24 protein-coding genes and 1 tRNA gene are annotated in these 26019 nt (G+C 64.9%); 8 read left to right on the top strand and 17 right to left on the bottom strand.

Annotated features, from left to right (window positions below; genetic code table 11):
• Positions 1-109: 109 nt before the first annotated feature.
• The 3 genes from nthA to AC0L2O_RS10700 are packed head-to-tail and all read left to right on the top strand — an operon-like array spanning position 110 to position 1769.
• A complete protein-coding gene (gene nthA, locus AC0L2O_RS10710) occupies positions 110-736 on the top strand; it encodes a nitrile hydratase subunit alpha (RefSeq protein ID WP_369723551.1) in 627 nt (208 codons plus the stop codon).
• Positions 733-1392 (top strand): nitrile hydratase subunit beta, encoded by a 660-nt coding sequence (gene nthB / locus AC0L2O_RS10705; RefSeq protein ID WP_473369688.1) that lies wholly within the window; start codon positions 733-735, stop codon positions 1390-1392. The genes nthA and nthB overlap by 4 nt, the downstream gene beginning before the upstream one ends.
• Positions 1392-1769: a nitrile hydratase accessory protein gene (locus AC0L2O_RS10700; RefSeq protein WP_473369687.1), complete on the top strand. Its 378-nt coding sequence runs from the start codon at positions 1392-1394 to the stop codon at positions 1767-1769. The genes nthB and AC0L2O_RS10700 overlap by 1 nt, the downstream gene beginning before the upstream one ends.
• A gap of 175 nt (positions 1770-1944) precedes the next feature.
• Here the strand turns inward: AC0L2O_RS10700 and queC are convergent, their stop codons facing one another.
• Positions 1945-2658, bottom strand: coding sequence for a 7-cyano-7-deazaguanine synthase QueC (queC, locus tag AC0L2O_RS10695; RefSeq protein ID WP_473369686.1), 714 nt, complete (start codon positions 2656-2658; stop codon positions 1945-1947).
• Between the two features lie 140 nt (positions 2659-2798).
• Here queC and mazG point away from each other — a divergent pair, with 140 nt between their 5' ends.
• Entirely contained in the window at positions 2799-3659 is an 861-nt protein-coding gene (gene mazG, locus AC0L2O_RS10690; RefSeq protein ID WP_473369685.1) for a nucleoside triphosphate pyrophosphohydrolase, read from the top strand.
• Between the two features lie 193 nt (positions 3660-3852).
• Here mazG and hflX read toward each other — a convergent pair whose 3' ends face one another.
• From hflX to AC0L2O_RS10670, 4 genes are all read right to left on the bottom strand, one after another.
• The gene (gene hflX, locus AC0L2O_RS10685) at positions 3853-5247 is read right to left on the bottom strand and encodes a GTPase HflX (RefSeq protein ID WP_473369684.1); all 1395 of its coding nucleotides are present in this window, start codon (positions 5245-5247) and stop codon (positions 3853-3855) included.
• Positions 5248-5258: 11 nt separating this feature from the next.
• Positions 5259-5507, bottom strand: coding sequence for an RNA chaperone Hfq (gene hfq, locus AC0L2O_RS10680; RefSeq protein WP_007591126.1), 249 nt, complete (start codon positions 5505-5507; stop codon positions 5259-5261).
• Positions 5508-5747: 240 nt separating this feature from the next.
• Positions 5748-7118, bottom strand: a complete 1371-nt coding sequence (gene ntrX, locus AC0L2O_RS10675; protein WP_369723546.1) for a nitrogen assimilation response regulator NtrX — start codon at positions 7116-7118, stop codon at positions 5748-5750.
• A 17-nt stretch (positions 7119-7135) separates the two neighbouring features.
• Positions 7136-9544 carry a sensor histidine kinase NtrY-like gene (locus tag AC0L2O_RS10670; protein ID WP_473369683.1) on the bottom strand — a complete coding sequence of 803 codons (2409 nt, stop codon included), beginning with the start codon at positions 9542-9544 and terminating at the stop codon, positions 7136-7138.
• A 199-nt stretch (positions 9545-9743) separates the two neighbouring features.
• Between AC0L2O_RS10670 and AC0L2O_RS10665 the strand changes: the two genes are divergently transcribed.
• Positions 9744-9890, top strand: a complete 147-nt coding sequence (locus AC0L2O_RS10665; protein WP_369723545.1) for a hypothetical protein — start codon at positions 9744-9746, stop codon at positions 9888-9890.
• 165 nt (positions 9891-10055) lie between these two features.
• Here AC0L2O_RS10665 and ntrC read toward each other — a convergent pair whose 3' ends face one another.
• Genes ntrC through dusB form a run of 3 tightly spaced genes read right to left on the bottom strand, consistent with a single transcriptional unit; the run spans position 10056 to position 13681 of the window.
• Positions 10056-11498 carry a nitrogen regulation protein NR(I) gene (ntrC, locus tag AC0L2O_RS10660; protein WP_473369682.1) on the bottom strand — a complete coding sequence of 481 codons (1443 nt, stop codon included), beginning with the start codon at positions 11496-11498 and terminating at the stop codon, positions 10056-10058.
• 9 nt (positions 11499-11507) lie between these two features.
• Positions 11508-12683, bottom strand: a complete 1176-nt coding sequence (locus tag AC0L2O_RS10655; RefSeq protein ID WP_473369681.1) for a two-component system sensor histidine kinase NtrB — start codon at positions 12681-12683, stop codon at positions 11508-11510.
• Complete coding sequence (gene dusB, locus AC0L2O_RS10650) at positions 12680-13681, bottom strand: tRNA dihydrouridine synthase DusB (RefSeq protein WP_473369720.1); 1002 nt, start codon at positions 13679-13681, stop codon at positions 12680-12682. The genes AC0L2O_RS10655 and dusB overlap by 4 nt, the downstream gene beginning before the upstream one ends.
• Before the next feature lie 282 nt (positions 13682-13963).
• Between dusB and AC0L2O_RS10645 the strand changes: the two genes are divergently transcribed.
• Complete coding sequence (locus AC0L2O_RS10645; protein ID WP_473369680.1) at positions 13964-15160, top strand: bifunctional 2-C-methyl-D-erythritol 4-phosphate cytidylyltransferase/2-C-methyl-D-erythritol 2,4-cyclodiphosphate synthase; 1197 nt, start codon at positions 13964-13966, stop codon at positions 15158-15160.
• Between the two features lie 4 nt (positions 15161-15164).
• Entirely contained in the window at positions 15165-15776 is a 612-nt protein-coding gene (locus AC0L2O_RS10640; protein ID WP_369723542.1) for a CinA family protein, read from the top strand.
• Between the two features lie 6 nt (positions 15777-15782).
• Here the strand turns inward: AC0L2O_RS10640 and AC0L2O_RS10635 are convergent, their stop codons facing one another.
• From AC0L2O_RS10635 to lipA, 3 genes are all read right to left on the bottom strand, one after another.
• Entirely contained in the window at positions 15783-16559 is a 777-nt protein-coding gene (locus tag AC0L2O_RS10635; protein WP_473369679.1) for a mechanosensitive ion channel family protein, read from the bottom strand.
• Positions 16560-16684: 125 nt separating this feature from the next.
• Complete coding sequence (locus AC0L2O_RS10630; protein WP_409188682.1) at positions 16685-17176, bottom strand: type II toxin-antitoxin system RatA family toxin; 492 nt, start codon at positions 17174-17176, stop codon at positions 16685-16687.
• Positions 17177-17182: 6 nt separating this feature from the next.
• Positions 17183-18139: a lipoyl synthase gene (lipA, locus tag AC0L2O_RS10625; protein WP_369723539.1), complete on the bottom strand. Its 957-nt coding sequence runs from the start codon at positions 18137-18139 to the stop codon at positions 17183-17185.
• Between the two features lie 130 nt (positions 18140-18269).
• Here lipA and AC0L2O_RS10620 point away from each other — a divergent pair, with 130 nt between their 5' ends.
• The gene (locus AC0L2O_RS10620; RefSeq protein ID WP_473369678.1) at positions 18270-18872 is read left to right on the top strand and encodes a DNA-3-methyladenine glycosylase; all 603 of its coding nucleotides are present in this window, start codon (positions 18270-18272) and stop codon (positions 18870-18872) included.
• An 89-nt stretch (positions 18873-18961) separates the two neighbouring features.
• On the opposite strand, the gene AC0L2O_RS10615 is transcribed toward AC0L2O_RS10620, so the two are convergent.
• The 6 genes from AC0L2O_RS10615 to AC0L2O_RS10590 form a co-directional block, all read right to left on the bottom strand.
• Positions 18962-21838, bottom strand: a complete 2877-nt coding sequence (locus AC0L2O_RS10615) for a valine--tRNA ligase (protein ID WP_473369677.1) — start codon at positions 21836-21838, stop codon at positions 18962-18964.
• Positions 21839-21966: 128 nt separating this feature from the next.
• Positions 21967-22755: a PopZ family protein gene (locus AC0L2O_RS10610; RefSeq protein ID WP_473369676.1), complete on the bottom strand. Its 789-nt coding sequence runs from the start codon at positions 22753-22755 to the stop codon at positions 21967-21969.
• Positions 22756-23059: 304 nt separating this feature from the next.
• A complete protein-coding gene (locus tag AC0L2O_RS10605; RefSeq protein ID WP_473369675.1) occupies positions 23060-24451 on the bottom strand; it encodes a TolC family outer membrane protein in 1392 nt (463 codons plus the stop codon).
• 205 nt (positions 24452-24656) lie between these two features.
• Positions 24657-25319, bottom strand: a complete 663-nt coding sequence (locus tag AC0L2O_RS10600; RefSeq protein ID WP_473369674.1) for a protein-L-isoaspartate O-methyltransferase family protein — start codon at positions 25317-25319, stop codon at positions 24657-24659.
• Between the two features lie 138 nt (positions 25320-25457).
• Positions 25458-25637 carry a hypothetical protein gene (locus AC0L2O_RS10595; protein ID WP_369723535.1) on the bottom strand — a complete coding sequence of 60 codons (180 nt, stop codon included), beginning with the start codon at positions 25635-25637 and terminating at the stop codon, positions 25458-25460.
• A gap of 176 nt (positions 25638-25813) precedes the next feature.
• A tRNA-Asn gene (locus tag AC0L2O_RS10590) sits at positions 25814-25888 on the bottom strand.
• Positions 25889-26019: the final 131 nt, after the last annotated feature.

Below are 26019 nucleotides of genomic sequence, written 5' to 3'. Positions count from 1 at the left end.
TTGGAGAGGAGAGTAGCCTATTCCGGTTCGTCCCGCTGTACAGCCGTGGCGCGACGCCAGCAGAGTCTTCGCCTCGACAACGCCCGGATTCTGGGACTATCTTCGCCCAATGAGCGAGCATCCTCATCACCACGATCACGACCATTCCGAACTGTCGGAGACCGAGCTGCGCGTGCGCGCGCTCGAGACCATCCTGACCGAAAAGGGCTATGTCGAGCCGGCTGCGCTCGACGCGATCATCCAGGCCTACGAGACCAGGATCGGTCCGCACAATGGCGCGCGCGTCGTTGCCAGGGCCTGGACCGATCCGACGTTCAAGGCCGCGCTGCTGGAGGACGGCAGCAAGGCCATCGGCACGCTCGGCCACGTCAGCCGCGTCGGCGATCATCTCGTCGTGGTCGAGAACACGCCGCAGCGGCACAATATGGTCGTGTGCACCCTGTGCTCCTGCTACCCCTGGGAAATGCTCGGGCTGCCGCCGGTCTGGTACAAGGCCGCCCCCTACCGCTCGCGCGCCGTCAAGGACCCGCGCGGCGTGCTCGCCGATTTCGGCGTCACGCTGCCGAAGGACACGGAAATCAGGGTGTGGGATTCCACCGCCGAAACGCGCTTCCTGGTGCTGCCGATGCGGCCCGGAGGCACCGAAGGCTGGAATGAAGAGCAGCTCGCCGAGCTTGTCACCCGCGATTCCATGATCGGCACCGGCTTTCCCAAGACGCCCGGAGCGCCGTCGTGAACGGCGTGCACGACATGGGCGGCATGGACGGGTTCGGCAAGGTCGAGCCCGAGCCGAACGAGCCGGTGTTCCACGCAGATTGGGAAGCCCGCGTGCTCGCGATGGTACGCGCGATGGGCGCGGCCGGCGCCTTCAATATCGACACCTCGCGCTTCTATCGCGAGACGCTGCCGCCGGATGTTTATCTCTCGAGCTCCTACTACAAGAAATGGTTCCTGGGGCTCGAAGAGATGCTGATCGAGAAGGGTTACATATCGCGGGAGGATGTCGCCGCCGGGCATGCGGTGCAGCCTGCAAAGCCGCTCCGGCCCGGCAAGCTGAAGCGCGACGACGTCGAGCGCACCATGGTCCGCGGCAAGTTCGCCCGCCCCGCTGCGGCGCCGCCCAAGTTCAAGATCGGCGATCGCGTGCGCGCCAGGAATATCCATCCCGCGACACACACGCGGCTGCCGCGCTATGTGCGCGGTCACGCCGGCGTGGTCGAGTTGAACCACGGCTGTCAGGTGTTTCCGGATTCGGCGGCGATGGAGCTCGGTGAAAATCCGCAATGGCTCTATACGGTCGTGTTCGAAGGCCGCGATCTCTGGGGCACGGACGCTGATCCGACCTTGAAGGTCTCGATCGATGCGTTCGAACCGTATCTGGATCCGGCGTGATGAGCGGCACGCTTGCTGCCGCTGCGACGGCGGCGATACCCAGCATTCCGCGCGACGAGGACGGCCCGGTGTTCCGCGCGCCCTGGGAGGCCCACGCGTTCGCGATGGCGCTGACGTTGCATGACCGCGGCCTGTTCACCTGGTCGGAATGGGCCGCAGCGCTGGCCGACGAGATTAAGCGCGCGCAGGCTGCCGGCGATCCCGACACCGGCGAGACCTATTACCTGCACTGGCTCGCCACGCTGGAAGGACTGGTCGCGCGCAAGGGTGTCGCGTCGACGGAGACGCTGCACCGCTACCGTGACGCCTGGGACCACGCGGCCGATCGTACGCCGCACGGGAAACCGATCGAGCTGCGGTCGGAGGATTTCGGTTAGCTGCTTGCGCGTTGTGCGGGCGCTGTTCACCTCGACCAGCACTGTCATTCCCCGCGAAGGCGGGGAATCCAGTACGCCGCGGCTTTTCGGCTCAAGCACCGTCTCTGGAATACTGGATCACCCGCTTTCGCGGGTGATGACAGCGGAGATGGCAATGACGGTGGAGTTTGGCGCGCTAGCTCCCCGCCACATACTCCCGCCACCCCTTTGCCCGCAGGCTGCACGCCGGGCATTCGCCGCAACCGTATCCCCAATCATGCCGCGCGCCGCGTTCGCCGAGATAGCAGGTGTGCGATTGCTCGCGGATGAGATCGACCAGGCTCTCGCCGCGGAGGTCGTGCGCCAGCTTCCAGGTCGCGGCCTTGTCGATCCACATCAAGGGCGTATGCAGCTCGAATTGTCTCGCCATCCCGAGCGAGAGCGCGGCCTGCATGGCGCGGATGGTATCGTCGCGGCAATCGGGATAGCCGGAATAGTCGGTCTCGCACATGCCGCCGACGATGTGGGTGATGCCGCGCCGGTAGGCCAGCGCAGCGGCGAAGGTCAAAAACACAAGATTGCGGCCGGGCACGAAGGTGTTGGGTAACCCATCGGCGCCCATCGCGATCGCGACGTCGCGCGTCAGCGCCGTGTCCGAGATCGCAGCCAGGGTCGGGATCGACAGCGTATGGCTCTCGCCGAGCTTTGCAGCCCAATCGGCGCGCAGGCCTTTGATGCCGTCGAACAGCCGGTCGCGGCAGTCGAGCTCGACGGCGTGGCGCTGGCCGTACTCGAAACCCAGCGTTTCCACGCATGCAAAACGGCTCAGCGCCCAGGCGAGGCAGGTGGTGGAATCCTGGCCGCCGGAAAACAGCACCAGCGCGGTTTGGGATGAAAATGCATCACTCATGGCCGGCGCTTTAGCACCGCGGGGCGAGCCCGCCAATCTGGCCCGCCGATCGGTGGAAATCGGTCCGTTCCGCTGGCTTGCGCTGGGAACGGCGGGCCGCTTTTGGCATAAGGTTTAAGACCCAGGAGACGCCCCCCGCAATGACCCCTTCCCGCGACATTTCCCGCCTGATCGAGATCATGGCCGCGCTGCGCACGCCGGTGACCGGCTGCCCCTGGGACCTCGAGCAGAATTTTGCGACGATCGCGCCCTACACGATCGAGGAAGCCTATGAGGTGGTCGACGCGATCGACCGCGGCGATCTCGACGATTTGCGCGAAGAGCTGGGTGACCTGCTGTTGCAGGTTGTGTTCCACGCCCAAATGGCGTCGGAGCAGAACGCCTTTGCCTTTGGCGATGTCGTCGAAGCCATCACGCGCAAGATGATCCGGCGCCATCCCCATGTCTTCGCCGATAAGGAGGGCAATCTCGCCTCCTCCCACGTCAAGGAAGTCTGGGACCGCATCAAGGCCGAGGAAAAAGCCGAGCGCGCCGCCCGCCGCCCGCCGGAGGCAATGCCGCCGCACAAATCGCTGCTGTCGGGCGTCAAGGCCGGCCAGCCGGCGCTGACGCGCGCCATGGAGCTTCAGCGCAAAGCCTCCACCGTCGGCTTCGACTGGAACGACCCGCGCGCCGTGCTTGCCAAAATCCGCGAGGAAGCCGACGAGATCGAGGCCGCGCTCGACCGCAACGACAGCGAGGGGCTTGCGGAAGAGACCGGCGACCTGATGTTCGCGCTCGTCAACCTCGCGCGCCATGTCGACGCCGATCCGGAAGCCGCATTGCGTGCGACCAACGCGAAGTTCGAACGGCGCTTTGCTTATATCGAGCGGGCGTTGGAGGCCCAGGGGCGCACGCTGGAGCAGGCGTCGCTGGCGGAGATGGATGCGCTTTGGTGTGCGGCGAAGGGGGAGAAGCAGAATGCTCCTGCCGTTGCGGGGAGCAACCAGGGCCGCCGCTAACTCCGCTGTCGTCCCGGCGAAGGCCGGGACCCATTACCCCGGTCGTACATTATTGAAGCAGCGCTGGAGCCACCAGCGTGCCAATTCCAACCGGTTGTGGTTATGGGTCCCGGATCTGCGCTTACGCTTGTCCGGGACGACAGTTTGGCTTGAGGCAGCGGTTGGCTCACTCGCGGGACGACCTGGGGAGAAATCACGCCACGCGCGGCACGGCATCAAACCTGTTCACCACGATATCCCGCTTGGTCCCGTCCACCCGCACGGTCATGTCGAAGCGACCGTCGTGCAACTCTTTCGCCAGCACCTCAGCGTTACGGTGCAACCAAGAGATGCCCGCGCCGTCGGCGGCATCGATCGACAGGTCGAGCGTGGTCCGCTTGGCAGCCAGACGTTGCTCGATCGCGGCGAGCAGTGCGTCGATCCCCTCGCCCGACACGGCCGAGACCAGCATGGCCGGGTGATCCTCAGGCCTGCGGGCCGCGATGTTCAAAAGCTCCTCGCGCTGCTCGGAATCGTAACGGTCGATCTTGTTCCAGACCTCGATGATGCGGCCGGAGTCGTCCGGATTGATGCCGAGCTGGCGCAGCACCGCGTCGACGTCGCTTTGCTGCGCTTCCGCATCCTCGTGCGAGATGTCGCGCACATGCAGGATGACGTCGGCCTCCAGCACCTCCTCCAGCGTGGCGCGGAAGGCGGCGACGAGCTGCGTCGGCAGGTTCGAGATGAAGCCGACGGTGTCGGATAGCATCGCCTTGCCGCCATGGGGCAGCGTGAGCGCGCGCAGGGTCGGATCGAGCGTTGCGAACAGCATGTCCGCGGCCTGCACGTCTGCGCGCGTCAGACGGTTGAACAGCGTCGACTTGCCGGCATTGGTGTAGCCGACCAGCGCCACCACGCGATACGGCACGCGCTGGCGCCCGGCGCGATGCAGCCGCCGCGTGGCCTGCACCTTCTTCAATTCGCCCTCGAGCTTGGAGATGCGCTCCTGGATCAAGCGGCGGTCCGCTTCGATCTGCGTCTCGCCCGGACCGCCCATGAATCCGAAGCCGCCACGCTGGCGTTCGAGATGGGTCCAGGATCGCACCAGGCGCGAACGCTGGTAGTTGAGATGGGCGAGCTCGACCTGGAGCGAGCCTTCCTTGGTCTTGGCGCGGCGGCCGAAGATTTCCAGGATGAGCCCGGTGCGGTCGAGCACCTTGGCGTCCAGCTCCTTCTCGAGATTGCGCTGCTGGATCGGCGCCAGCGCGCAATCCATCACCACGAGCTCGATGTCGAGGCTCTTGGCCAGCGCGGCGATCTCCTCGACCTTGCCTTTACCGATATAGGTCGCTGGGCGGATCTGGCTGATCGGCGCGATGATCGCATCCGCGACGACGAGATCGATCGCGCGCGCGAGGCCGGCAGCTTCGTCGAGCCGGGCCTGGGCGTCTCGCAGGATCTGGTGAGACGCGACGTGACTCTCCGATGGCGCGTCGGCACCGCCGGCGCGCGCACGCAAGTAAGGGCCGATGACAAGCACCCGCCCCGTCTGCTTAGCCCCTGCCGGCCGCGGACGGTCGGCCTCCCCGTCGAAATTCCGGGGTTCCAATCAGATCACTCTCAAGCCGGCTGATCCTCGCCGCCTTCGAACAACTGGATCGGAGCGCCCGGCATGATGGTCGAGATCGCATGCTTGTAGACAAGCTGCGAGTGACCGTCGCGCCGAAGCAGCAAGCAGAAATTGTCGAACCAGGTCACGATGCCCTGGAGCTTCACTCCGTTGACCAGAAAGATCGTCAGTGGCGTCTTGGTTTTGCGAACGTGATTAAGGAAGGTGTCCTGCAGGTTTTGTGCGCGGTCTGCCGCCATTGTTTTTTTCTCGCTTTGAGTTTCTTGTTATTGCGCCGGTTGCGGCCCTCTTTTTGAAATTGTGAGGCGTCGTCCGGTTGCTGTTCCCCATGAGATCCCCCTCCGAGGGAACAGCGGCACGATTAGAGGACAGGTCGGCTTATTAGGCAAGCCGCTTCACGCGGCAGACCCTGCCGACTTGCCCCGAAAAACTACGGAAACAGGTGATTTTGCCCTGCGTAATCCGACCCTTGGGGGACGTCAACCGACGCCGAGCGCCTTCAACTTGCGATGCAGCGCCGACCGTTCCATGCCAACAAACTCAGCCGTGCGAGAAATATTTCCTGAAAAACGACTGATCTGCGCAATCAGATAGTCGCGCTCGAACACTTCGCGCGCCTCGCGCAGCGGCAGGCCCATGATGTGCTCGCCGTTGTTGCTGGTCGGCATCGCCGGCACCATCGAGCCGACGTCCTGCGGCAGCATGTCGGCGGTGATGATCACCTCCGGCCCGCCGGCCGCGAGAATCATGACTCTCTCAACATTGTTGCGGAGCTGGCGCACATTGCCGGGCCAGACATGCGATTGCAGCACCGCCATCGCATCCTGTCCGATCTGCCGCTTGGGCAGGCCGCTTCCGGCCGATATCTGCTCCATGAAATAATCGATCAACTCGGGGATGTCCTCGCGGCGCTCCGACAGCGCCGGCACGCGGATCGGAACCACCGAGAGGCGATGATAGAGGTCCTCGCGGAAATGGCCGGCCGCGATCTCCTCTTCGAGGTTGCGTGCGGTGGAGGAGATGATGCGGACGTCGACCTGCACCTTGGCAGTGCCGCCGACGCGCTGGAACGACTGCTCGACCAGCACGCGCAGAATCTTGTTCTGGGTCTCGCGCGGCATGTCCGAGATCTCGTCGATGAACAGCGTGCCGCCATGGGCTTCCTCGAGCGCGCCCGCCTTGCGCGCCTGCTCGCCATTGGACTGCTCGACGCCGAACATTTCGTGCTCCATGCGCTCCGGCGTGATCGCGGCCGCATTGATCACGACGAAGGGGCCGTCGGCACGGCCCGAGGCCATATGCAGCGTGCGCGCGGCGAGCTCCTTGCCGGCGCCGGCAGGGCCGACGATCAGGATGCGGCTGTTGGCCTTTGCCGCGCGCTCGATGGTCTGGCGCAGCTGGTTCATGCTGGGCGAGCGGCCGACCAGCGAGCTTGCGCTCGGCGCGAGCTGCTTCAGCTCCTTGACCTCGCGCTTGAGCCGCGAATTCTCCAGCGCGCGGTTGGCAACCAGGATCAGCCGGTCGGTCTTGAACGGCTTTTCGATGAAGTCATAGGCGCCGCGCTTGATCGCCGCGACCGCGGTCTCGATGTTGCCGTGGCCGGAGATCATCACCACCGGCAGATCGGCATTGTCCTTCTTGACCTGCTCCAGCAGCTGGAGCCCATCGAGCTTGGAGCCCTGGAGCCAGATGTCGAGGAACACCAGATGCGGCCTGCGGTTGCCGATCTCGGCCAACGCCGTATCGCTGTCGCGTGCGGTCCGGGTGACGAACCCCTCGTCCTCGAGGATGCCCGCAACGAGATCCCGAATATCGGCCTCATCATCGACAATCAGAATTTCACTTGCCATAGGTCGCGCCTGTCTTGTCAGTTGCCTGTTGAGGCTTCGATTTTCGTTGAATCATTGGTCTTTTCAGCCGGCTGTTTGGTTCCGGAGGCCGGCTCTTTTGTTTCCGGGTCCTTGACGGATTCGCTGGCGATCTCCGCTTCCTTCGCCGTCTCCTTGGCGGCCGGTGCCGGCTCGCTTCCCTCGCTTTTCGCGGGAGCGCCGGAGATCGCAAAGCGCATCCGCATCCAGGCGCCGCGCTGGCCTTCCCGGAAGTCGGAGGCGTCCTTTAATTCGATGCGTCCACCATGGTCTTCCAGCACGCGGCCGACGATCGCGAGCCCAAGGCCGGTGCCTTTGGCGCGCGTCGTCACATACGGCTCCAGCAAGCGCGAGCGCGCCACCTTGGGCAGGCCGATGCCGTTGTCGATGACGTCGATCAAGACGTCCTCGCCCTCGCGCGACACTACGACATCGATGCGGCCCTTGCCGTGACCCTTGGCGAGTTCTTCCGGCGGGACCTGCTCGATCGCTTCGGTCGCGTTCTTGATGATGTTGGTGACCGCCTGCGAGATCAGCCGCCGGTCGAACTGGGCACGCAGCGGATCGTCCTTGAATTCGGCCTCGATATCGATCTCGGGATGGGCGACCTTCATCAGGAACACCGCCTGCCGCACGGTGTCGGCGACGTCCTCGCCCTCCATCACCGGCTTCGGCATCCGCGCGAAGCGCGAGAACTCGTCGACCATGCGTCTGATGTCGTCGACCTGGCGCACGATGGTGTCGGTGCACTGCTCGAAGATCTGCTTGTCCTTGGTCTCGGTGATGTCCTTGCCGAACTTGCGGCGGATGCGCTCGGCCGAGAGCTGGATCGGCGTCAGCGGGTTCTTGATCTCGTGGGCGATGCGGCGCGCGACATCGCCCCAGGCCGACGTGCGCTGCGCCGAGACCAGCTCGGTAATGTCGTCGAGCGTGATGATGTAGCTGTCGTGCGGTTGGCTGGTCTTCTCGGCGCTGACGCGGACCGAGAGGTTGCGTTCCTGCCCGTCGCGCGTGATCGTGATCTGGCCCTGCACCAGGCGCTGGGTCCCTTCCCGCGCCGCCTTCATCATGTCTTCGAGTTCAGGCAGCACGTCGGAGAGCGGATGGCCGAGCGTCTCGGATTCGGCATGCCCGATCAGCTTCTCGGCGGAACGATTGAGGATGCCGACACTGCCCGAGCTATCGACGCCGATGATGCCCGCGCTTGCCGACGACAACACGGCCTCGATGAAGCGGCGGCGGCTGTCGATGAGATCGCTGGCATTGACCAGCTCGTCGCGCTGGCTACGCAATTCCTGCGTCATCTTGTTGAAGGTCTCACCGAGCTGGGCGAGATCGCCTTCCGATTTGTGCACGGGTACCTGGACGTGCAGATCTCCGGTCGAGACCGTGTTGGCCGCGTTCATCAGCCGCCGGATCGGCGCCACCAGCGAGTTGGCGAAGTTCAAACCGATCAGCACCGAGGCCATCAGGATGGTCAGTGCGATCACCGCGAACATCAGCGCGAACGCGACCTGGATGCCTAACTTGCGCGACTCGATCTGCGCGTATTCCGCGACGCTCAGCTCGGTCTGCTTGAGCTGGGCGACGACCCTTGGATCAAGCGGGCGAGCGACATAAAGGAAGGTATTGGTAAAGCCCCTCAGCCTGATCACGGCGGCGACCAGATTTTGATCGGGCAGGACCGCGATCTCGGGCTCGTTCTCGTTGACGTTCTGAAGAAACTCCGGCGCAGGCGGCGCGAAGGTGAGCGGGACACCCCCGGTCTCTGCCGACAGGATCGGATTGGCGTCCTTGCCCATGAGCATCGCGCCCGGGAGGTTGCGTGCCGCCGCGCTCGAGGTCAACAGCTCCAGGAAGGACTGCCGATCCTGATCGAACAGCAGCGGAACGCGCGAGACGTCGTTAGCCATGCCGAGAATGTCGCCGCGAATGACTTGCGCGTGCTCCTGCACATAGGCGCGCGCGATGATCAGCGAATTCTGGATGACCTCCTTGGTCGGTCCCGAGAACAACCGGTCGAGGCCGCGCTCGATCGTGACATTGGCGACGACGGCGACCAGCACCGCCGGCAGCACTGCGACGATCGAGAACAGACCGACGATCTGGACGTGCAGCCGCGCCGCTGCCCGTCCACGCCGGCGGGCCTGGATCATCTGCCGGACCTCGCGGACGATGATCCCGATCAGGAGCAGGATGGTGCCTGCATTGATCGCCAGGAACGAGCTGACGACCTCCCGGGTCGGCTCGATGCTGGTCAGGCCGGTCAGGACCAGGAAGGTCAGAAGCGCCGACAGCAGCGCAAGAGCAACTGCAAACGGACCCAGCCAGCGCCACACCGACCAGCGCCGGAGCTCTTCGGTTGGGGCCGTGTCAAAGGATGCGGCCGAGGTGTCTGCGCTGGTCATTCCGGCAATGGGTGCTGAAAAGGGGTCCGCCGCGGCGGCGGATACTGATGTATTCGTACCACATTGTTGCCGAATTGCGACAATTCCGCGGCGCCGGTCCCGCGACGGACCGGCGCATCCACAGCCGCGACTTCGGGACGCATCCGCCGCTGGCGGAGATCGCGGGGAACGGATTGCTGTCACTCCGGCTTGACCCGGCATGGACAGGTTCTTTCTCGCGATGATGGTTTCGGCCGTGTTGCTGCTGATTGTGGCCGAGGACCTCCTGGTCAACGGCCCGGTGATTCAGGAGCAGACAGCGCAGATCGCCGACATCCTGCCGGCATCGGGCAGCCTGATCAAATAGAGGCGACGCCCAGGAATGGTCGAATGACGAATTTGAGCATGGTCGCGGAACATTGAGCCTGAGTCCGACTTCTGCTCACCGCGTCAGCCACAACGGCCAGCGCGATCCGGACAGGCTCAGCCCCGCTTTGATAAGCGGAGCTGAGCCACCGTCGGCTCCGGAAAACTAGGCGCCGCTCCGATAGACCTGGATATCGAGATCCCGGATCTTCTTCCGCAGTGTGTTGCGGTTGAGGCCGAGCAGGTCCGCGGCGCGAATCTGGTTGCCGCGGGTGGCCGCAAGCGCGGCCGTCAGCAGCGGCACCTCGATCTCCTTGAGGATACGGTGATAGAGGCCGGGCGGCGGCACGCCGTTCGGAAAGCCCTGGAAGTGCGAGGACAGATAGGCCTCCACCGCGCCGCCGAGATTGTCGATGCCCTGCTGGACCGCGGCACCTGGGCTGACCGAGGGCGGCGCGAGCTCACCATCGATCACCGAGGCCGTGATCACGTCCTGCGGATAGAGCGCCGCGAGGCGCCGTGCGAGGTTTTCGAGTTCGCGCACGTTGCCGGGCCAGCGATGCTGCTTCAGCCGCTCCAGCGCCAGCGCGTCGAGCTTCTTCGGCGGCAGGCCGTCCTTCTCGGCCAGCGCGAAGAAGTGACGGATGAGATCCGGCAGGTCCTCGATGCGCTCGCGCAACGGCGGCAGCCGCAGCGGCACGACATTGAGGCGGAAGAACAGATCCTCGCGGAACAGGCCCTGCTGGATCAGGACGCGCAGATCCTTGTTGGAGGCAGCAACGATCCGCACGTCGGTCTTGATCGGCGTGCGGCCACCGACGGTGGTGTATTCGCCCTGCTGCAACACGCGCAGAAGTCGCGTCTGCGCTTCCATCGGCATGTCGCCGATCTCGTCGAGGAACAGCGTGCCGCCTTCGGCCTGCTCGAAGCGGCCGGAGGCGCGGGTGTTGGCGCCGGTGAAGGCGCCGCGCTCATGGCCGAACAACTCGGATTCGATCAGGTCGCGCGGGATCGCCGCCATGTTGACCGCGACGAACGGGCCATTGCGGCGCTTGCCGTAATCGTGCAGCGCGCGCGCCACCAATTCCTTGCCGGTACCGGACTCGCCCGTGATCATCACGGTGAGATCGGTCTGCATCAGGCGCGCCAGCACGCGGTAGATTTCCTGCATCGCCGGCGAGCGGCCGACCAGCGGGATCGCCTCCATCTCGGCGTCCTCGTCCGGCGTCGAGACGCGCTCCTTCGGCTCGGCGAGCGCGCGGCCGACGATGGCGATCAGCTCCTTCAGGTCGAAGGGCTTGGGCAGATATTCATACGCGCCGCGTTCGGAGGCGCGGATCGCCGTCATGAAGGTGTTTTGCGCGCTCATGACGATGACCGGCAAATTCGGCCGCATCTTCTTGATCCGCGGCAAAAGGTCGAAGGCGTTTTCGTCCGGCATCACCACGTCGGTGATGACCAGATCGCCCTCCCCTTGGCTGACCCACCGCCACAGCGTCGCGGCATTGCCGGTGAGTCTGACTTCATACCCGGCGCGGGAAAGTGCCTGGTTGAGAACCGTGCGGATGGCGGTATCGTCATCAGCTACGAGAATGCTACCTGCGGGCATTGTTGATCCTCATTTTGCCCCCTGTGATGCAGACGACGACTTCCCGGCAGAGCCGTCGTGACTGCTGTGATCGGCATGTTTGACCGATGTGGAATACATCGGCATCAGCACGCGGAAGGTGGTTTTCCGCGGCTGAGATTCGCATTCGATGATGCCCCCGTGATCCCCGATGATCTTTGCGACCAGCGCCAGGCCGAGGCCGCTGCCGGTCTGCTTGGTGGTCACGAAGGGATCGAACAGGTTGGGCAGGAGATCGTCCGGAACGCCAGGTCCGTTGTCCCTCACGCAGAATTCGAGCGGCAGGGATACCCGGGATTTTTGACCGGGCACTGACAGGCGCACGCCGGGACGGAACGCGGTGGTGAGGTGGATCTCGCCCTCGGGAACGTCGATCAGGGCTTCGGCGGCGTTCTTCACGAGATTGAGGAACACCTGGATCAGCTGATCCTGGTTCGCGAGCACCGGCGGCAGCGAGGGATCGTAATCCTCGACGAATCTGATGTTGCGGGCAAAGCCGGACTGCGCCAGCCGCTTCACGTGATCGAGCACCGAATGGATGTTGACGGGTCCGCGCACCACGGGCCGTTCGTCACCGAACACCTCCATGCGATCGACCAGCGTGACGATGCGGTCGGCTTCGTCGCAGATCAGCCGGGTCAGCATGCGGTCTTCGGAGGACGCCTGCTGCTCGAGGAGCTGCGCCGCGCCGCGAATACCGGAGAGCGGGTTCTTGATCTCATGCGCCAGCATGGCCGCGAGCGCGATCACCGAACGCGCGGCGCTGCGGTGGGTGAGCTGGCGGTCCATCTTGTCGGCGATGGAGCGCTCCTGAAGCATCACCACGATGTGGCCGGGCCGCTCGGTCAGCGGGGCGACATGGAGATCGACCTGGCGGTCGCCGCCCATCCGCGGGGTGCCCAGATCGACCTTGTATTCGTTGACCGGCGCGTTGGACGAGCGCACCTGGTCGATCAGCGCCAGCAAGGGGCTGCCGAACGGCACCAGCTCCTTCAGCGATTGCCGCTTCAAAAACTGCGTCGAAATATCGAAGAAGGCTTCGGTCGCGATATTGGCGCCGACGATCTTGCCGTCCGGCCCGATCAGGAGCACGGGATTGGGCAAGGCATCCAGAATCGCGTCACTGTCGGACGGAAGCGGCCGACGATGTTCAGCAGCTGAGCTCATGCAGCAGCGCTCCATGCGAAGTCGTCGAAGGCATCTTGCAGCGAGTGGTGGACGAGGCGTGGATCTTCGGAGGTCAGAATCTTCTGGCGCCAGGCTCTCAGCGTCTCGGCCGGCGCCCGGCTCACATCGGCTGCGACGTCGAGCGCCCAGCCCAGATGCTTGCGTGCATGCCGCAGGCCAATGCGCAGGCCATAGAGCGCACAGACGCCCTCATAGAGCGTGCGCACGTAATGGAGTTGCGTCTGGAGTGACGGGAGGGCTTCCGCCGCCCCGCCGTTCAGGCGGCGACCAATCTGGCCCGGCAACCAGGGCTGGCCCTGTGCGCCGCGGCCGATCATCACGGCATCGGCGCCGGACGCTTCGAGCGCCGCGAGCGCCTTTTCATAGGATGTGATGTCGCCATTGACGACGAGCGGAATGGAAATGGCCTCGCGCACGGCGCGGACGGCGTCCCAATCGGCCTCGCCCTTGTAAAACTGGCAGCGGGTGCGGCCATGGACTGTGACGAGCTTGACGCCGGCGGCTTCGGCGCGGCGTGCCAGTTCCGGCGCATTGCGGGTGCGGTCGTCCCAGCCGAGCCGCATCTTCAGCGTCACGGGCACCTTCACCGCCGCGATCGTCGCCGCGATCAGGCTGACGGCGTGGTCGAGGTCGCGCATCAGCGCGGAGCCGGACTGGCCGCCGGTGACGTGGCGGGCAGGACAGCCCATGTTGATGTCGATGATGTCAGCGCCTTCAGCTTCCGCGATCCGGGCGCCTTCCGCCATCCAGTGCGGCGCGCATCCGGCGAGCTGAACCACATGCGGGCCCACTCCGGCGGCCTCGCAACGCAACCGCGACATGGCGTGGCCGTTGACGAGGTCATCGCTGGCGGTCATCTCGGACACGACCAGACCGGCGCCGAGCTCGGCGGCGAGCCGTCGGACGGGCGAGTCAGTCACCCCCGACATCGGTGCCAGGAAGACCGGGGTAGCGATTTCAATATCGCCTATCTTCAAGGGCTTAGAGCCTGATCCTACCGGGCCGGTCACAAGGGTCTCGTTGACTGAGCAGCGCCTCATCGCGTCTGCCATGACCTATCTTGCGCACAATTCTTGTGCAGTCAAGCGTCATGCCTACACTTTAGACAGTTCTCCAAGTTTTTCAAGTGCAGTGCAACATAATGCTGTTTCCCACAATCCGGGGAAACCCCCTTTTCTTGCGGGCCTGCCGTGCTAGAGGCATGCCGACAATCAGCCCACTCCCCCGACTCCTCACCAGCAACTGAGTATTTGAGTCCTATGGCGAATTCACAACGCACCGCAGTGGTCCTCGTCGCGGCAGGACGCGGCCTGCGGGCGGGTGCCGGCGGACCGAAGCAATATCGCCAGATTGGCGGGCAGCCTGTGATCTTCCGCGCCATGGAAGCGTTCAGCCGTCATCCGGACGTCTTCGCCGTACAGCCCGTGGTGAACCCGGACGACAGCGCCATGTTCATGGCAGCGGTCGCAGGCCTCCGCCACGAGCCGCCGACCAATGGTGGCGTCACCCGTCAGGCCTCGGTGCTCGCGGGTCTCGAAGCGCTCGCCCAGCACAAGCCCGACATCGTGCTGATCCACGACGCGGCGCGCCCGTTCGTCTCGCAGGGCCTGATTTCCCGCGCCATCGAAGCGGCCAACCGCACCGGCGCCGCAATCCCCGCCGTCCCCGTGACCGACACCATCAAGCTCACCGGCGAAGGGGGCAATGTCGAGGACACGCCGGACCGGGCGCGGTTACGCATCGCGCAGACGCCGCAATCCTTTCGTTTCGACGTCATCCTCGAGGCGCATCGTCGCGCGGCAAAGGACGGACGCAGCGATTTCACCGATGATGCCGCGATCGCCGAATGGGCGGGATTGACGGTTGCGACTTTTGAAGGCGATGTTGCCAATATGAAGCTCACCACTCCGGAAGATTTCGTGCGCGAGGAAGCGCGCATGGCCAGCCTGCTCGGCGACATCAGGACCGGCACCGGCTACGACGTGCACGCGTTCGGCGAAGGCGACCACGTCATGATCTGCGGCGTGCGCGTGCCTCACAGCAAGGGCTTCCTGGCGCACTCCGACGGCGATGTCGGCCTGCATGCGCTGGTCGACGCCATCCTCGGCGCATTGGCCGACGGCGACATCGGCTCGCATTTCCCGCCGAGCGACGTCAAGTGGAAGGGCGCCTCCTCCGACCAGTTCCTGAAATACGCCGTCGAGCGCGTCACCCAACGCGGCGGCCGCGTCGCCAATCTCGAGGTGACGATGATCTGCGAGCGGCCGAAGATCGGCCCGTTGCGCGACATCATGCGCGCGCGCATCGCCGAGATCTCCGGGGTCGACATCTCCCGCGTCGCCGTGAAGGCGACGACCAGCGAGCGGCTTGGCTTCACCGGTCGCGAGGAAGGCATCGCGGCCACCGCGAGCGCCACCATCCGCCTGCCGTTTAACGACAAGACCTGGAGCGCGTAAGGCGATGGGCGGCAGCGACGCACGCGCCCTCTCCCGCTCGCTGCTCGACCTGTGCCGCATGCGCAAGCTGACGATCGCGACTGCTGAATCCTGCACCGGCGGCCTCGTCGCCGGCGCGCTGACCGATATCCCCGGCTCCTCCGACGTGATCGACCGCGGCTTCGTCACCTATTCCAACGACGCCAAGCGCGCCATGCTCGGGGTCGAAGCCAGCACGCTCACGAATTTCGGCGCCGTCAGCAAGGAGACCGCGACCGCCATGGCGGTCGGCGCGCTGGAACGTGCCGGCGTCGACCTCGCCGTCGCAATTACCGGCATTGCCGGCCCCGGCGGCGCCACGCCCGGCAAGCCGGTCGGGCTCGTCCACTTCGCCGTCGCCGCGCGCGACGGCCGTATCGTCCACCGCGAGCAGCGCTTTGGCGCGATCGGCCGCAGTGCCGTGCGCCAGCGCTCTGTCGTCGAGGCGCTGCGCATGTTGCTGGATCTCGCTCGCGGGCCACAGGCCGCGGCCAAGCCACGCCGCGCCGCTGCCGCAAGCCGCCTGCGCCCCCGCACGACGCGTTCACCGCGCCGGCACGCCGTAAAACGCAGGTCGCCACGGTTGCCGCGGGGTTGAGGCGCCCTACGCCGCCGCGAGCAGCGCGCTCGCATGATCGAGCACGCACTGCTTGACCGCGTCAGCGTCCGACGGCTTCGCCTTCGCGCTGACCGTCAATTCCAGGATCGGCGAGGCGGGATTGGCGACATCGAGGACCCTGGTGACGGAGACAGCAGGTTCGGCACGATCGTCGATGCGGGAGTCTTTCCGCAATTCCTCCAGGATTCGATCCGCCAGCGTGTTGGCACTGCCTGCCGGAACCGGAAACGCCACCTTGACCTCGCCCGTGCCGGGATAGGCGCTATGATTGATGATGGCCGCACCCCACACCTGCCCGTTCGGCAACAGGATCTGCGTATTGTCGGCCGCAATCAGCTCGGTCATGAACAGCGACAGCGATCTGACCTTCCCGGCCTTGCCCGCCACCTCCACATCATGCCCGATATGAAACGGCCGAAACAGCAGCAGCATCACGCCGGCCGCGAGATTGGACAGCGTGCCTTGCAAGGCGAGGCCAATCGCGAGCGACGTTGCGCCCAACACGACGAGGCTTGCGGTCTGGATGCCGAACAGCTGGAGCACGGCGATGCCGACAATCGCCAGCACACCGTACCGCGCCACGCTCGCCACGAAAAACGTCACGAGCGGGTCGACGCGGTGGGTTACGGTGAGCACGCGCGTGACGAAGCGCTGCATCGCCCCCGAGAGGTACCAGCCGATCGCAAGCAGCACGATCGCGTAGATTGCGTCCAGCCCGTAAAGCACGAGCGATGCTTTCAGCGTTTCGAAATTGATGGTCATGGCAGCTCCAACCGGGACAACCGGCTGAGAACGCCCCGCCCTGCAAATTGATCCTATTGGAGATGGAAGGCGCCTCACGCCCACCAGTAACGGCTGGATTCCGCCCTGCTGCAGCCAACCTTCGCTTACGCGTTCGACGACGGTGCGAGCTTACGTCGCCCATAAACTGCATCCGCCCGCTTCTCGAACGCCGCGGAAAAGCGCGCGAACGCCGCGTCGAACATCGAGCCCATCAGCAGCGCCAGCATGCGGCTCCTGAACTCGTAGGCGAGGAAAAAGCCGACGTCGCAGACGTCATGGCCCTCCTCCTGGCCTTTGGGCTCGAAGGTCCAGCGGTTTTCGAGATTGCTGAACGGACCTTGCAGGTACTCAACGAGGATTTTCAGGTTGGCGCGGTCAAGCGTCACCCGGCTGGTGAAGGACTCCTTGACCAGCTTGAACGACACCGTCATGTCGGCGACCAGCACCTCGGTGCCGTCGGGCTTCGCCATGCGCTGGCGGACCTTGAGCGCACTGCACAGCGGCACGAATTCCGGGTAGCGCTCGACGTCGGCGACCAGATCGAACATTTCGGACGCGCTGTGATTGACACGGCGCTTGCTCGAAAATCTTGGCATAGCGGTTCAGCGGGCGCGCGCGGCCCGGACAGCCTTCAGTCTCGCGAAATCCTCACCGGCATGATGCGACGAACGGGTGAGCGGGCTTGCCGACACCATCAGAAAGCCTTTGGTGTAGGCGACCTTTTCATAGGACGAGAACTCGTCCGGCGGCACGTAGCGCATCACCGCGTGGTGCTTGCGGGTCGGCTGGAGATACTGACCAATGGTCAGGAAGTCGACGTCGGCGGAGCGCAGATCGTCCATCACCTGCTGCACCTCGTGGCGCTCTTCGCCCAGGCCCACCATGATGCCGGACTTGGTGAAGATGGTGGGATCGAGCTCCTTGACCCGCTGCAACAGCCGGATCGAATGGAAGTAGCGCGCGCCCGGACGCACCGTGAGATAGCGCGACGGCACGGTCTCGAGATTGTGGTTGAAGACGTCGGGCTTCGCCGCCACGACGACATCCAGCGCTCCCTCCTTACGCAGGAAGTCGGGCGTCAGGATTTCAATCGTGGTCGTGGGGCACGCGGCCCGGATGGCGCGGATAGTCTGGGCAAAATGCTCGGCGCCGCCATCGGCAAGATCGTCGCGATCGACCGAGGTGATGACGACGTGGGCGAGCCCCAACTTGGCGACGGCTTCGGCGACGTTCTGCGGCTCGGCTGCATCCAGCGCATTGGGCATGCCGGTCTTGACGTTGCAGAAGGCGCAGGCGCGGGTGCAGGTGTCACCCATGATCATGAAGGTCGCGTGCTTCTTATCCCAGCACTCGCCGATATTCGGGCAGCCCGCCTCCTCGCACACCGTGTGCAGGCCGTTGGCGCGCACGATGTTACGGGTGTCGGCATAGCCGCGGGTGTTCGGCGCACGCACACGGATCCAGTCCGGCTTCGGCGGCGAAGCGGAATCGGGGCGGTTCACCTTTTCGGGGTGGCGCGGGCGCAGCGGGTTCGAGATGGTGTCGACAATAACGACCATGGGGTGTCCGGTCTGTTCAAGTCCTACCTAGTCGGTCTGGCTGCCTGCCGCAACCCGGCTCGCACCGCTTCAGGGATCATGGCAGATATGGGCAATATCCTGCTCTGTTCTCAGGCGATTCTCACCTCGAATGGCTCCAGTCTCGAAGACCTCTATTCCCCGGCTCGGCAAGCCGCTGAAGCGTGCTTTTTTCGGGCGCAGCGTCCGCGAGGTCGCGCCCGACCTGATCGGTGCGACCTTGCTGGTCGATGGCGTCGGCGGGATCATCGTCGAGGTCGAGGCCTATCATCATACCGAGCCGGCGGCGCACTCCTACAATGGCCCCACGCCGCGGAACCATGTGATGTTCGGCCCGCCCGGCTTTGCCTATGTTTACCGCTCCTACGGCATTCACTGGTGCGTCAACTTCGTCTGCGAGGCGGAAGGCTCGGCGGCTGCCGTGCTGATCCGCGCGCTGGAGCCAACCCACGGCTTCGCTGCGATGCGCCGCCGCCGCCGTCTCCAGGATGTGCACGCGCTCTGCTCGGGCCCGGGCAAGCTGACCGAAGCGCTAGGCGTCACCATCGCTCACAACGCCCTGCCGCTGGACCAGCCGCCGATCGCGCTGCATGCGCGGACGGAGGATCCGGAGGTGGTGGCCGGCATTCGGATCGGCATCACCAAGGCAGTCGAGCTGCCCTGGCGCTATGGCATCAAGGGCTCGAAATTTCTCAGCAAACCGTTTCCGAAGTGATCGTCATTCCGGGGCGGCTCGAAGAGCCGAACCCGGAATCTCGAGATTCCGGAACTGGTCCTTCGGACCATTCCGGAATGACGGGCGTCTCACGACGCCTGCTTCAGCCGCTCCGTCGCCTCCAGCAGCTTGGCCTTGCGCGCGAGCGCGGCCTCGCGCTTTTCGCGCTCCTCCTCGACGACCTCCTCGGCTGCGTTGGCGACGAATTTCTCGTTCGCAAGCTTGGATTCGGCGCGCTTGATGTCGGCGTCGGCCTTCGCGATCTCCTTGTCGAGACGCGTGCGCTCGGCGGCAACGTCGATCACGCCCTTGAGCGGCAGTGCGGTCACCTCGCCGCGCACGAGAAGCTGAACCGCACCGTCAGGCGCGCGATCGGCGAAGGAGATATCGGACAGCCGCGCCATGCGCTTGATGACGTCGGTCCAGCGGGGAGCGCGCTCCCTGGTTTCGGCGGAAGCACCGACGAGCACCAGTGCCGTCAACGTGGCCGGCGCAATGTTCATCTCGGCGCGCACCGAACGAATCTGCGTGATCAGGTCGATGACCCAGCCGATTTCGGCTTCCGCCTTGGGATCGGTGAAGTCGGCGTGATCGAACATCGGCATAGCCAACATCGGCGAGACAAGCGACTCGGTTGGCCCCGTCGCCGCGGCGAGCATCGCGAGCTGCTCCGGCGTCGGCTCAGCCGGCTTCAGTGGCCACGGAGCCAGTGCGAGCAAGCCGTCGCGTTTCGCCGTCACCTCCCACAGCTCTTCGGTGATGAAGGGCATGAAGGGATGCAGCAACTTCAGGATCTCGTCGCGCGCCCAGGCGACCATCGCGCGGGTCTCGGACTTGGCCGGGCCGTCGGGACCGAGCAGCACGGGCTTTGCGAGTTCGACATACCAGTCGCAATAGACGTTCCAGACGAAGCGGTAGATGCTGCCCGCGGCATCGTTGAAGCGATAGGCTTCGATCGCCTCGGTCACCTCGCGGGTGGTGTGCGCACTTTCATGCGCGATCCAGCGGTTCAGCGTCTCCTTCGCCTTTGCCGGCTCAAAGCCCTCCGGCACGGCGCACTGGTTCATTTCCGCGAAGCGGGACGCGTTCCAGAGCTTGGTTGCGAAGTTGCGGTAGCCCTCGACACGGCTGGTGGCGAGCTTGATGTCGCGTCCCTGCGCCGCCATCGCCGCCAGGGTAAAACGCAGCGCATCGGCGCCGTACTCGTCGATCAGGTGGAGGGGATCGATGACGTTGCCCTTTGACTTCGACATCTTGGCGCCCTTCTCGTCGCGGACGAGGGCGTGGATGTAGATCGTCGAGAACGGGATCTCCTTCATGAAGTGCAGGCCCATCATCATCATCCGGGCGACCCAGAAGAAGATGATGTCGAACCCGGTCACGAGCGCGTTGGTGGGGTAGTAGCGCTGCACTTCCGGCGTCTCGTCGGGCCAGCCGAGCGTCGAGAATGGCCACAATGCCGATGAGAACCAGGTGTCGAGCACGTCCTCGTCACGGGTGATGAAGCCTTCGCGCTTGTTGCGGTCGAGCGCCATCTCGCGGCCCTGCTCGACCGTGATCACTTCCTGCTCGACGTAATAGCCGAGAGCGTGGCTGACGGCCTCTTCCTCGGTCTCGGCGACGAACACCTTGCCGTCCGGTCCATACCAGGCCGGGATCTGGTGGCCCCACCAGAGCTGGCGCGAGATGCACCAGGGCTGGATGTTCTCCATCCACTCGAAATAGGTCTTTTCCCAGTTCTTCGGCACGAAACTGGTTTCGCCCGAGCGCACCGCCGCGATCGCCGGCTTGGCCAGCGTCTTGGCATCGACATACCATTGGTCGGTAAGATAGGGCTCGATCACGCTGCCGGAGCGGTCGCCATGCGGCACCATATGGGTGTGCGGTTCGATTCGCTCGACGAAGCCAAACGACTCCAGCCGCTCGACGATGCGCTTGCGCGCGGCGAAGCGGTCGACGCCGTGGAATTCCTCGGCGAATTGCGCGGCGCCCTCAGGCAGGTCGCGCAGATAGTCCTCGTTGTCGAGGAGGTCGAGGCAGCCTTCCTTGTCGAGCACGCTGATCCGGCGCAGGCCGTGGCGATTGCCGACCTCGAAATCGTTGAAGTCGTGCGCCGGCGTGACCTTCACCGCACCGGAGCCCTTTTCCGGATCGGAATAGTCGTCGGCGACGATCGCAACCTTGCGGCCGACCAGCGGCAGGATGATGTTCTTGCCCACGAGCTTCTGATAGCGCTCGTCCTCGGGATGCACGGCTACGCCGGTGTCGCCAAGCATGGTCTCGGGCCGGGTGGTGGCGACGACGATGAAGCTCGAGGGATCCTCGGGGCTGAAGGTCTTGCCCTCGATCGGATAGCGCAGATACCACAGGCTGCCCTTGACCTCGGTCTGCTGCACCTCGAGATCGGAAATCGCGGTCAAGAGCTTGGTGTCCCAGTTCACCAGCCGCTTGTCCTTGTAGATCAGGCCGTCGCGGTGCAATTCGACGAACACCTTGACGACGGCCTTCGACAGGCCCTCGTCCATGGTGAAGCGCTCGCGCGACCAGTCGCAGGAGGCGCCGAGCCGCTTGAGCTGGTTGATGATGGTGTCGCCGCTCTCGGCCTTCCACTGCCACACCCGCTCCAGAAACTTCTCGCGGCCCAGTTCGCGGCGGCCCGGCTGCTGCCGCTCCATCAACTGCCGCTCGACCACCATCTGGGTGGCAATGCCGGCGTGGTCGGTGCCGGGCTGCCAGAGCACGTCGCGGCCGCGCATGCGCTCGAACCGGCACAGGATGTCCTGGAGGGTGTTGTTGAGGGCGTGGCCCATATGCAGCGAGCCCGTCACGTTCGGCGGCGGGATCACGATGGTAAAGGGCGCGGCGTCGCGGCGGTCGGGGCGGCCGGCCTTGAAGGCAAGGCTGTCCTCCCACACGACGGACATGCGGGCTTCGATATCGGCGGGCTGGTAATTTTTCTCGATCATGGGGCTGGTAGAAAGCCGCGCGCGGGGTTCAAGTCAACGGAAAGCTCAGCGGCAAAAGGGCTTTCCGGCCCGGCGGGCAGGCTCAATATGACACAGGAGCGGGGTTTCCCGGGGCGGTACGGACCACCCTACCTGCCGCCGCGCGAGACCCGCTCGATTTCGGCCTTCACGATGCGTTCAACGAGCCCCGGCAAATTGTCGTCCAGCCAGGATTTCAGCATCGGGCGCAGCATTTCCTTGACCAGATCCTCGAGGGTCCGTGCATTGCTGCTGAGCACCGTGTGGGCGAGCGAATTGAACGCGGATTCGACCGCCGAGACCGTCGTTTGCGCCAGCATCGGCTGCTGTGGCGGCAACGGCGGCGCGTCGTAATCGACCGGCTCGTAAGACGACGGTGGCGGCGGTGGCGCACGGCGCGGGGCGGCCGGCTGCTCAGCGAACTCAAGATCGTCCCGTGGCTCCACCTTGCGGAAGCTCGGCGGCGGGGGTGACGGCGTCGGCGCGGGAACCTCGACCGCCATCTCGTCGGTCAATTCGAGAACGTCCGGTTCGGGCTCGGGCTCAGGCTCCGGTTCGGGGGCCCGCACCTCCGGCGCCGCGGTGGCGCCGTCGAGACCAGCCAGCAGCGCGTCGATATCGTCCTGGTTGTTGGATTCAGCAGCAGCAGGCTCCGGAGGCGGCGCAGGCTTGGCAGCGGCGGGTGGCGGCGCCGGTCTCTCAGCAGCAGGCTTCGCTGCAGGGGCGACCTTGGAGGGTGGAATGTCGTTCATCGCCTGCGGCTTTGGCGCGGGCGCGGCAGGCGCTGGCTTCGCAGCCTCGGCCGGCGGCGGCTTGGCCTCGTCGTCGGCAATGATGCGCCGGATCGAGGCCAGAATCTCCTCCATGGAGGGTTCTGTGACCTTTGCAGGCTGCGTCATCTCCGACTCCAAATCATCAACGCCCTCGCATGCGTTGTTTTACACCAAGCACGGCAGGATTGGCCGGTTCCGGACAGTCGGCCCCGACATTTTCGTCGTGACAATCAGACTTGTCCCCAGATCACGGCGCAACGTGCGGCGGTGCGCCCCTCCCCCGTCACTCAAGCAGTACGCACGCAACATCGGATGCGAGGCGAATCGACCCGCAGCGTCTCGGCAAGGCTATGTCAGGGATTTTGACGATTGCAAGCAAAGCGCCGATCGACCTCGACTGTTTGCGAGGTCGACCGGACAACTATGGCAATCAGCGTCCGTCCGGCGTGCGCACACCGGCCCAGCTGTCGCGGACCTGCTGGTAATGCACGCTGGGATCGTAGACCGTGGTCGAAAGACCGAGCACCTGCGGTGCGAGACGGCCGACTGCACTGAGCACGGAATAGGATGCAACCACACGATCGTGCTGTGCGGTGACGAGGGCAACGCGCGCGTTGACCAGCGCCTGCTGGGCATTGAGGACGTCGAGGGTGGTGCGCTGTCCGGCCTTGGCCTCTTCGCGGACGCCGTTGAGCGCGATCTCGGACGCCGTGACCTGCGCCTGCGCGGATTGCACTTGCGCCTTCCCGGCTTCCAATTGACCCCAGGCCTGCACGACGTTGGCGCGGGTCTGGTCGCGGGTGGTCTCAAGGTTCAGGCGCTGCTGCGCCAGGTTCTCTTTCGATTGCCGGATCAGCGAATATTCTGCGCCGCCCTGGTAAATCGGCACGGAGGCCGTCGCGATGGCGGAAGCCGTGTTCGTTCTGAAGACCGTCAGCGTCTGCTGGTAGGACGTGCTGACGGCAGCCTGGAGCGAGACCGTCGGCAGCAGCGCGCCTTCGTTGATCTTGACCTGGAGATAGTTGACGTCGATGCCGTACATCGCAGCGGTGACGTTCGGGTTCTCCACCAGGCTCAGACTGACCGCGGAGGCGATCGAGCCTGGCAGGAAGCGATCGACCGGCGAGCCCGGGGCAAGGTTCGCCGGCTCGTTGCCGATGATGCGGCGGAAGTTCGCGCGCGTCGTCGTCAGATTCGATTCGGCGGTCAGCGCTTGCGTCCTGCCGGCAGCGAGCTGCGCTTCGGATTGTGCAACGTCGGTGCGCGTGACCTCGCCGACATTGAACCGATCGCGCGTTTGCTTGAGCGTCTGTTCGAGCACGCGCACGTTGCTGCGCTGAACCTCGAGAGTTGCCGAATCGCGCAGGTAATCCATGTAGGTCGTGGCAGCCTGCAGCAGGACTGTCTGCTCGAGCACACGCAACGCCTCGCGAGACCCCGAGACCTGGCTCTCCGCCGCACGCGTCCTGTTGGCGGTCTGATTGCCGTTGTAGAGCGTCTGGTTGACGGTCAGGCTGGCGCTGTTGGGCTGAAGGGGCGGGTCGGTATGGATCGTCGGGCCCTTCTGCACCTGTTGGATGTCCTGATACTGATACCCGGTGGCGAGGCTCAGATTGACCTTGGGGCGATAGCCCGACAAGGCCTGAGGCACGTTCTCGTCCGTCGAGCGCGCTTGGGCGCGCTGTGCGTTGAGCTGCGGATTGTTCTGATAGGCGCGCACCAGCGCAGCCTCGATCGTGTCCGCCAAGGCAGGCGCCGGCCCGGCAAGCGCCGTCAGCAGGACCGAAACCGCAACTCCGGTGAAGAGCTTCACCCCATGCATCCCTGAATTTCCGTTCATTCTCACGTCAGGCTCGTGCCCGCGAGCCTGGTTACCGTATCCGAGTGGAGTCGTTGCCCCGCAGCAACATAGGCCGCGGTTGAGCGCGACGGAACTACCTGGCGGTAGTTCCCAGCGGAAACTCTTCACGTGCAGCATCCCGGCCACACTAATGATTCAGAACGGGATTTTTACAGGCTTTGGGCCGTCAGAAGACGAAGGCGGCGGCCCGTTCGAGGCCGGGAAGCACCGGGGCTGCGGCATCGAACAGCGGCCGATAGCCGAATTCGCCGTGGGAACGGGTCACGATCATGGCCCGCGACGGCCTGGATTCGGCAGAGACCCCCACCAAGCGACCTCCCTCCCTGAGCTGGCCGAGCAACCCGTCCGGCGTCACCTCAGTGGCGCCGTTGAGGATGATCAGATCATAGGGAGCGGCAGCCGCGTCCCCATCGGCGCAGGCGGCGGCCTTGCAGGTCACGTTGGTGAGCCCGATCGCGGCGCAGGCGTCCTTGGCCTTCGCGGCCAGAGCCGAATCGCATTCCGTCGCAGTGACCTGACGCGCAAGCTTCGCGGTCAGCGCCGCGAGGTAGCCGGTAGCGCAGCCGACCACCAGCACGTTGTCGCCCTCGCCGATCTCGGCCGCCTGGAGCAGCTTCCCCGTCAGCGCCGGCTTGATGAGGTACCGCTTGGCGGCCCCTTCGCTCACGTCCAGATCGAGGTCGAGATAGGCCAAAGCCTGCCTGCTCGCCGGTACGAACGCCTCGCGGGGAACCATCAGCATGGCATCGAGGATGCGACGATCGGTGACATCAGAGGTGCGCACCTGGCCATCGACCATTTTCTGGCGCGCGGTCGCGAAACCGGACATTTGCGGATCCTGCAATGCGGCCGACGCCGCGAACGAAAGTTGCGGCATCTTTGGAGCAGGCTCCGCGAAAACGCAACACGTCCGTTGGCCGGGTCGGCCTGCAGAATGCTCGGTTTACGGCAGCGGAAGCGAGCCGGCCTATTCGATCGCGACGGCAAGGCGGCCGATCAACGCAGCGACTTCGTCCAGCCGCGCCGATTCGGGTGTCTCGACCGCGCGTGCAAGCCGCGCCAGGCACTCATCGTCGCTGAGTTCGGGAATGTCGGCCGGCAGAAACGAAGGGGCCCGCTGGGAACGGTCGACCTGGATGTCTCGCATGGGAATCAGCTCCGTAAAGGCCCGGCCCTTGGAAGCTCGATTTGAATTGAGTCGATTTGGCGTCCCAGCAGCGGCATGCTCTCTGATACCGCACACATTCAATTGAGACTCTGCCGCAACGAGATCACGCGCCAGATCAGAATCTCGAGATAAGTCGCTGAATATGCGGTAAAATTTGGCTCCCCGGGCTGGATTCGAACCAGCGACCATCCGATTAACAGTCGGATGCTCTACCGCTGAGCTACCGAGGAAAAGGCGAACCAGTCGTTCGCGCGCGGCTGCGTATAACAAAGCCGCTTGCGCTTGCAAAGGACGAATTCGTCATCTTACGCAGCGCATCGAGGGAGGGCCTGTGCGGTCCCTCCTCCCGGCCGCCGAAGGC

Source organism: Bradyrhizobium sp. Kon10 (assembly GCF_055807395.1).
Note: the sequence above shows the minus strand (reverse complement) of the source record. Positions and strands in the feature narration are given on the sequence as shown.

Bases quoted from the DNA above. Each gene is read 5' to 3' on its own strand.
- nthA (WP_369723551.1), top strand. From the start codon at position 110: ATGAGCGAGCATCCTCATCACCACGATCACGACCATTCCGAACTGTCG.
- AC0L2O_RS10700 (WP_473369687.1), top strand. From the start codon at position 1,392: ATGAGCGGCACGCTTGCTGCCGCTGCGACGGCGGCGATACCCAGCATT.
- queC (WP_473369686.1), bottom strand. From the start codon at position 2,658: ATGAGTGATGCATTTTCATCCCAAACCGCGCTGGTGCTGTTTTCCGGC.
- mazG (WP_473369685.1), top strand. From the start codon at position 2,799: ATGACCCCTTCCCGCGACATTTCCCGCCTGATCGAGATCATGGCCGCG.
- hfq (WP_007591126.1), bottom strand. From the start codon at position 5,507: ATGGCGGCAGACCGCGCACAAAACCTGCAGGACACCTTCCTTAATCAC.
- ntrX (WP_369723546.1), bottom strand. From the start codon at position 7,118: ATGGCAAGTGAAATTCTGATTGTCGATGATGAGGCCGATATTCGGGAT.
- AC0L2O_RS10670 (WP_473369683.1), bottom strand. From the start codon at position 9,544: ATGACCAGCGCAGACACCTCGGCCGCATCCTTTGACACGGCCCCAACC.
- AC0L2O_RS10665 (WP_369723545.1), top strand. From the start codon at position 9,744: ATGGACAGGTTCTTTCTCGCGATGATGGTTTCGGCCGTGTTGCTGCTG.
- ntrC (WP_473369682.1), bottom strand. From the start codon at position 11,498: ATGCCCGCAGGTAGCATTCTCGTAGCTGATGACGATACCGCCATCCGC.
- AC0L2O_RS10655 (WP_473369681.1), bottom strand. From the start codon at position 12,683: ATGAGCTCAGCTGCTGAACATCGTCGGCCGCTTCCGTCCGACAGTGAC.
- AC0L2O_RS10645 (WP_473369680.1), top strand. From the start codon at position 13,964: ATGGCGAATTCACAACGCACCGCAGTGGTCCTCGTCGCGGCAGGACGC.
- AC0L2O_RS10640 (WP_369723542.1), top strand. From the start codon at position 15,165: ATGGGCGGCAGCGACGCACGCGCCCTCTCCCGCTCGCTGCTCGACCTG.
- AC0L2O_RS10635 (WP_473369679.1), bottom strand. From the start codon at position 16,559: ATGACCATCAATTTCGAAACGCTGAAAGCATCGCTCGTGCTTTACGGG.
- AC0L2O_RS10630 (WP_409188682.1), bottom strand. From the start codon at position 17,176: ATGCCAAGATTTTCGAGCAAGCGCCGTGTCAATCACAGCGCGTCCGAA.
- lipA (WP_369723539.1), bottom strand. From the start codon at position 18,139: ATGGTCGTTATTGTCGACACCATCTCGAACCCGCTGCGCCCGCGCCAC.
- AC0L2O_RS10620 (WP_473369678.1), top strand. From the start codon at position 18,270: ATGGCTCCAGTCTCGAAGACCTCTATTCCCCGGCTCGGCAAGCCGCTG.
- AC0L2O_RS10615 (WP_473369677.1), bottom strand. From the start codon at position 21,838: ATGATCGAGAAAAATTACCAGCCCGCCGATATCGAAGCCCGCATGTCC.
- AC0L2O_RS10610 (WP_473369676.1), bottom strand. From the start codon at position 22,755: ATGACGCAGCCTGCAAAGGTCACAGAACCCTCCATGGAGGAGATTCTG.
- AC0L2O_RS10605 (WP_473369675.1), bottom strand. From the start codon at position 24,451: ATGCATGGGGTGAAGCTCTTCACCGGAGTTGCGGTTTCGGTCCTGCTG.
- AC0L2O_RS10600 (WP_473369674.1), bottom strand. From the start codon at position 25,319: ATGTCCGGTTTCGCGACCGCGCGCCAGAAAATGGTCGATGGCCAGGTG.
- AC0L2O_RS10595 (WP_369723535.1), bottom strand. From the start codon at position 25,637: ATGCGAGACATCCAGGTCGACCGTTCCCAGCGGGCCCCTTCGTTTCTG.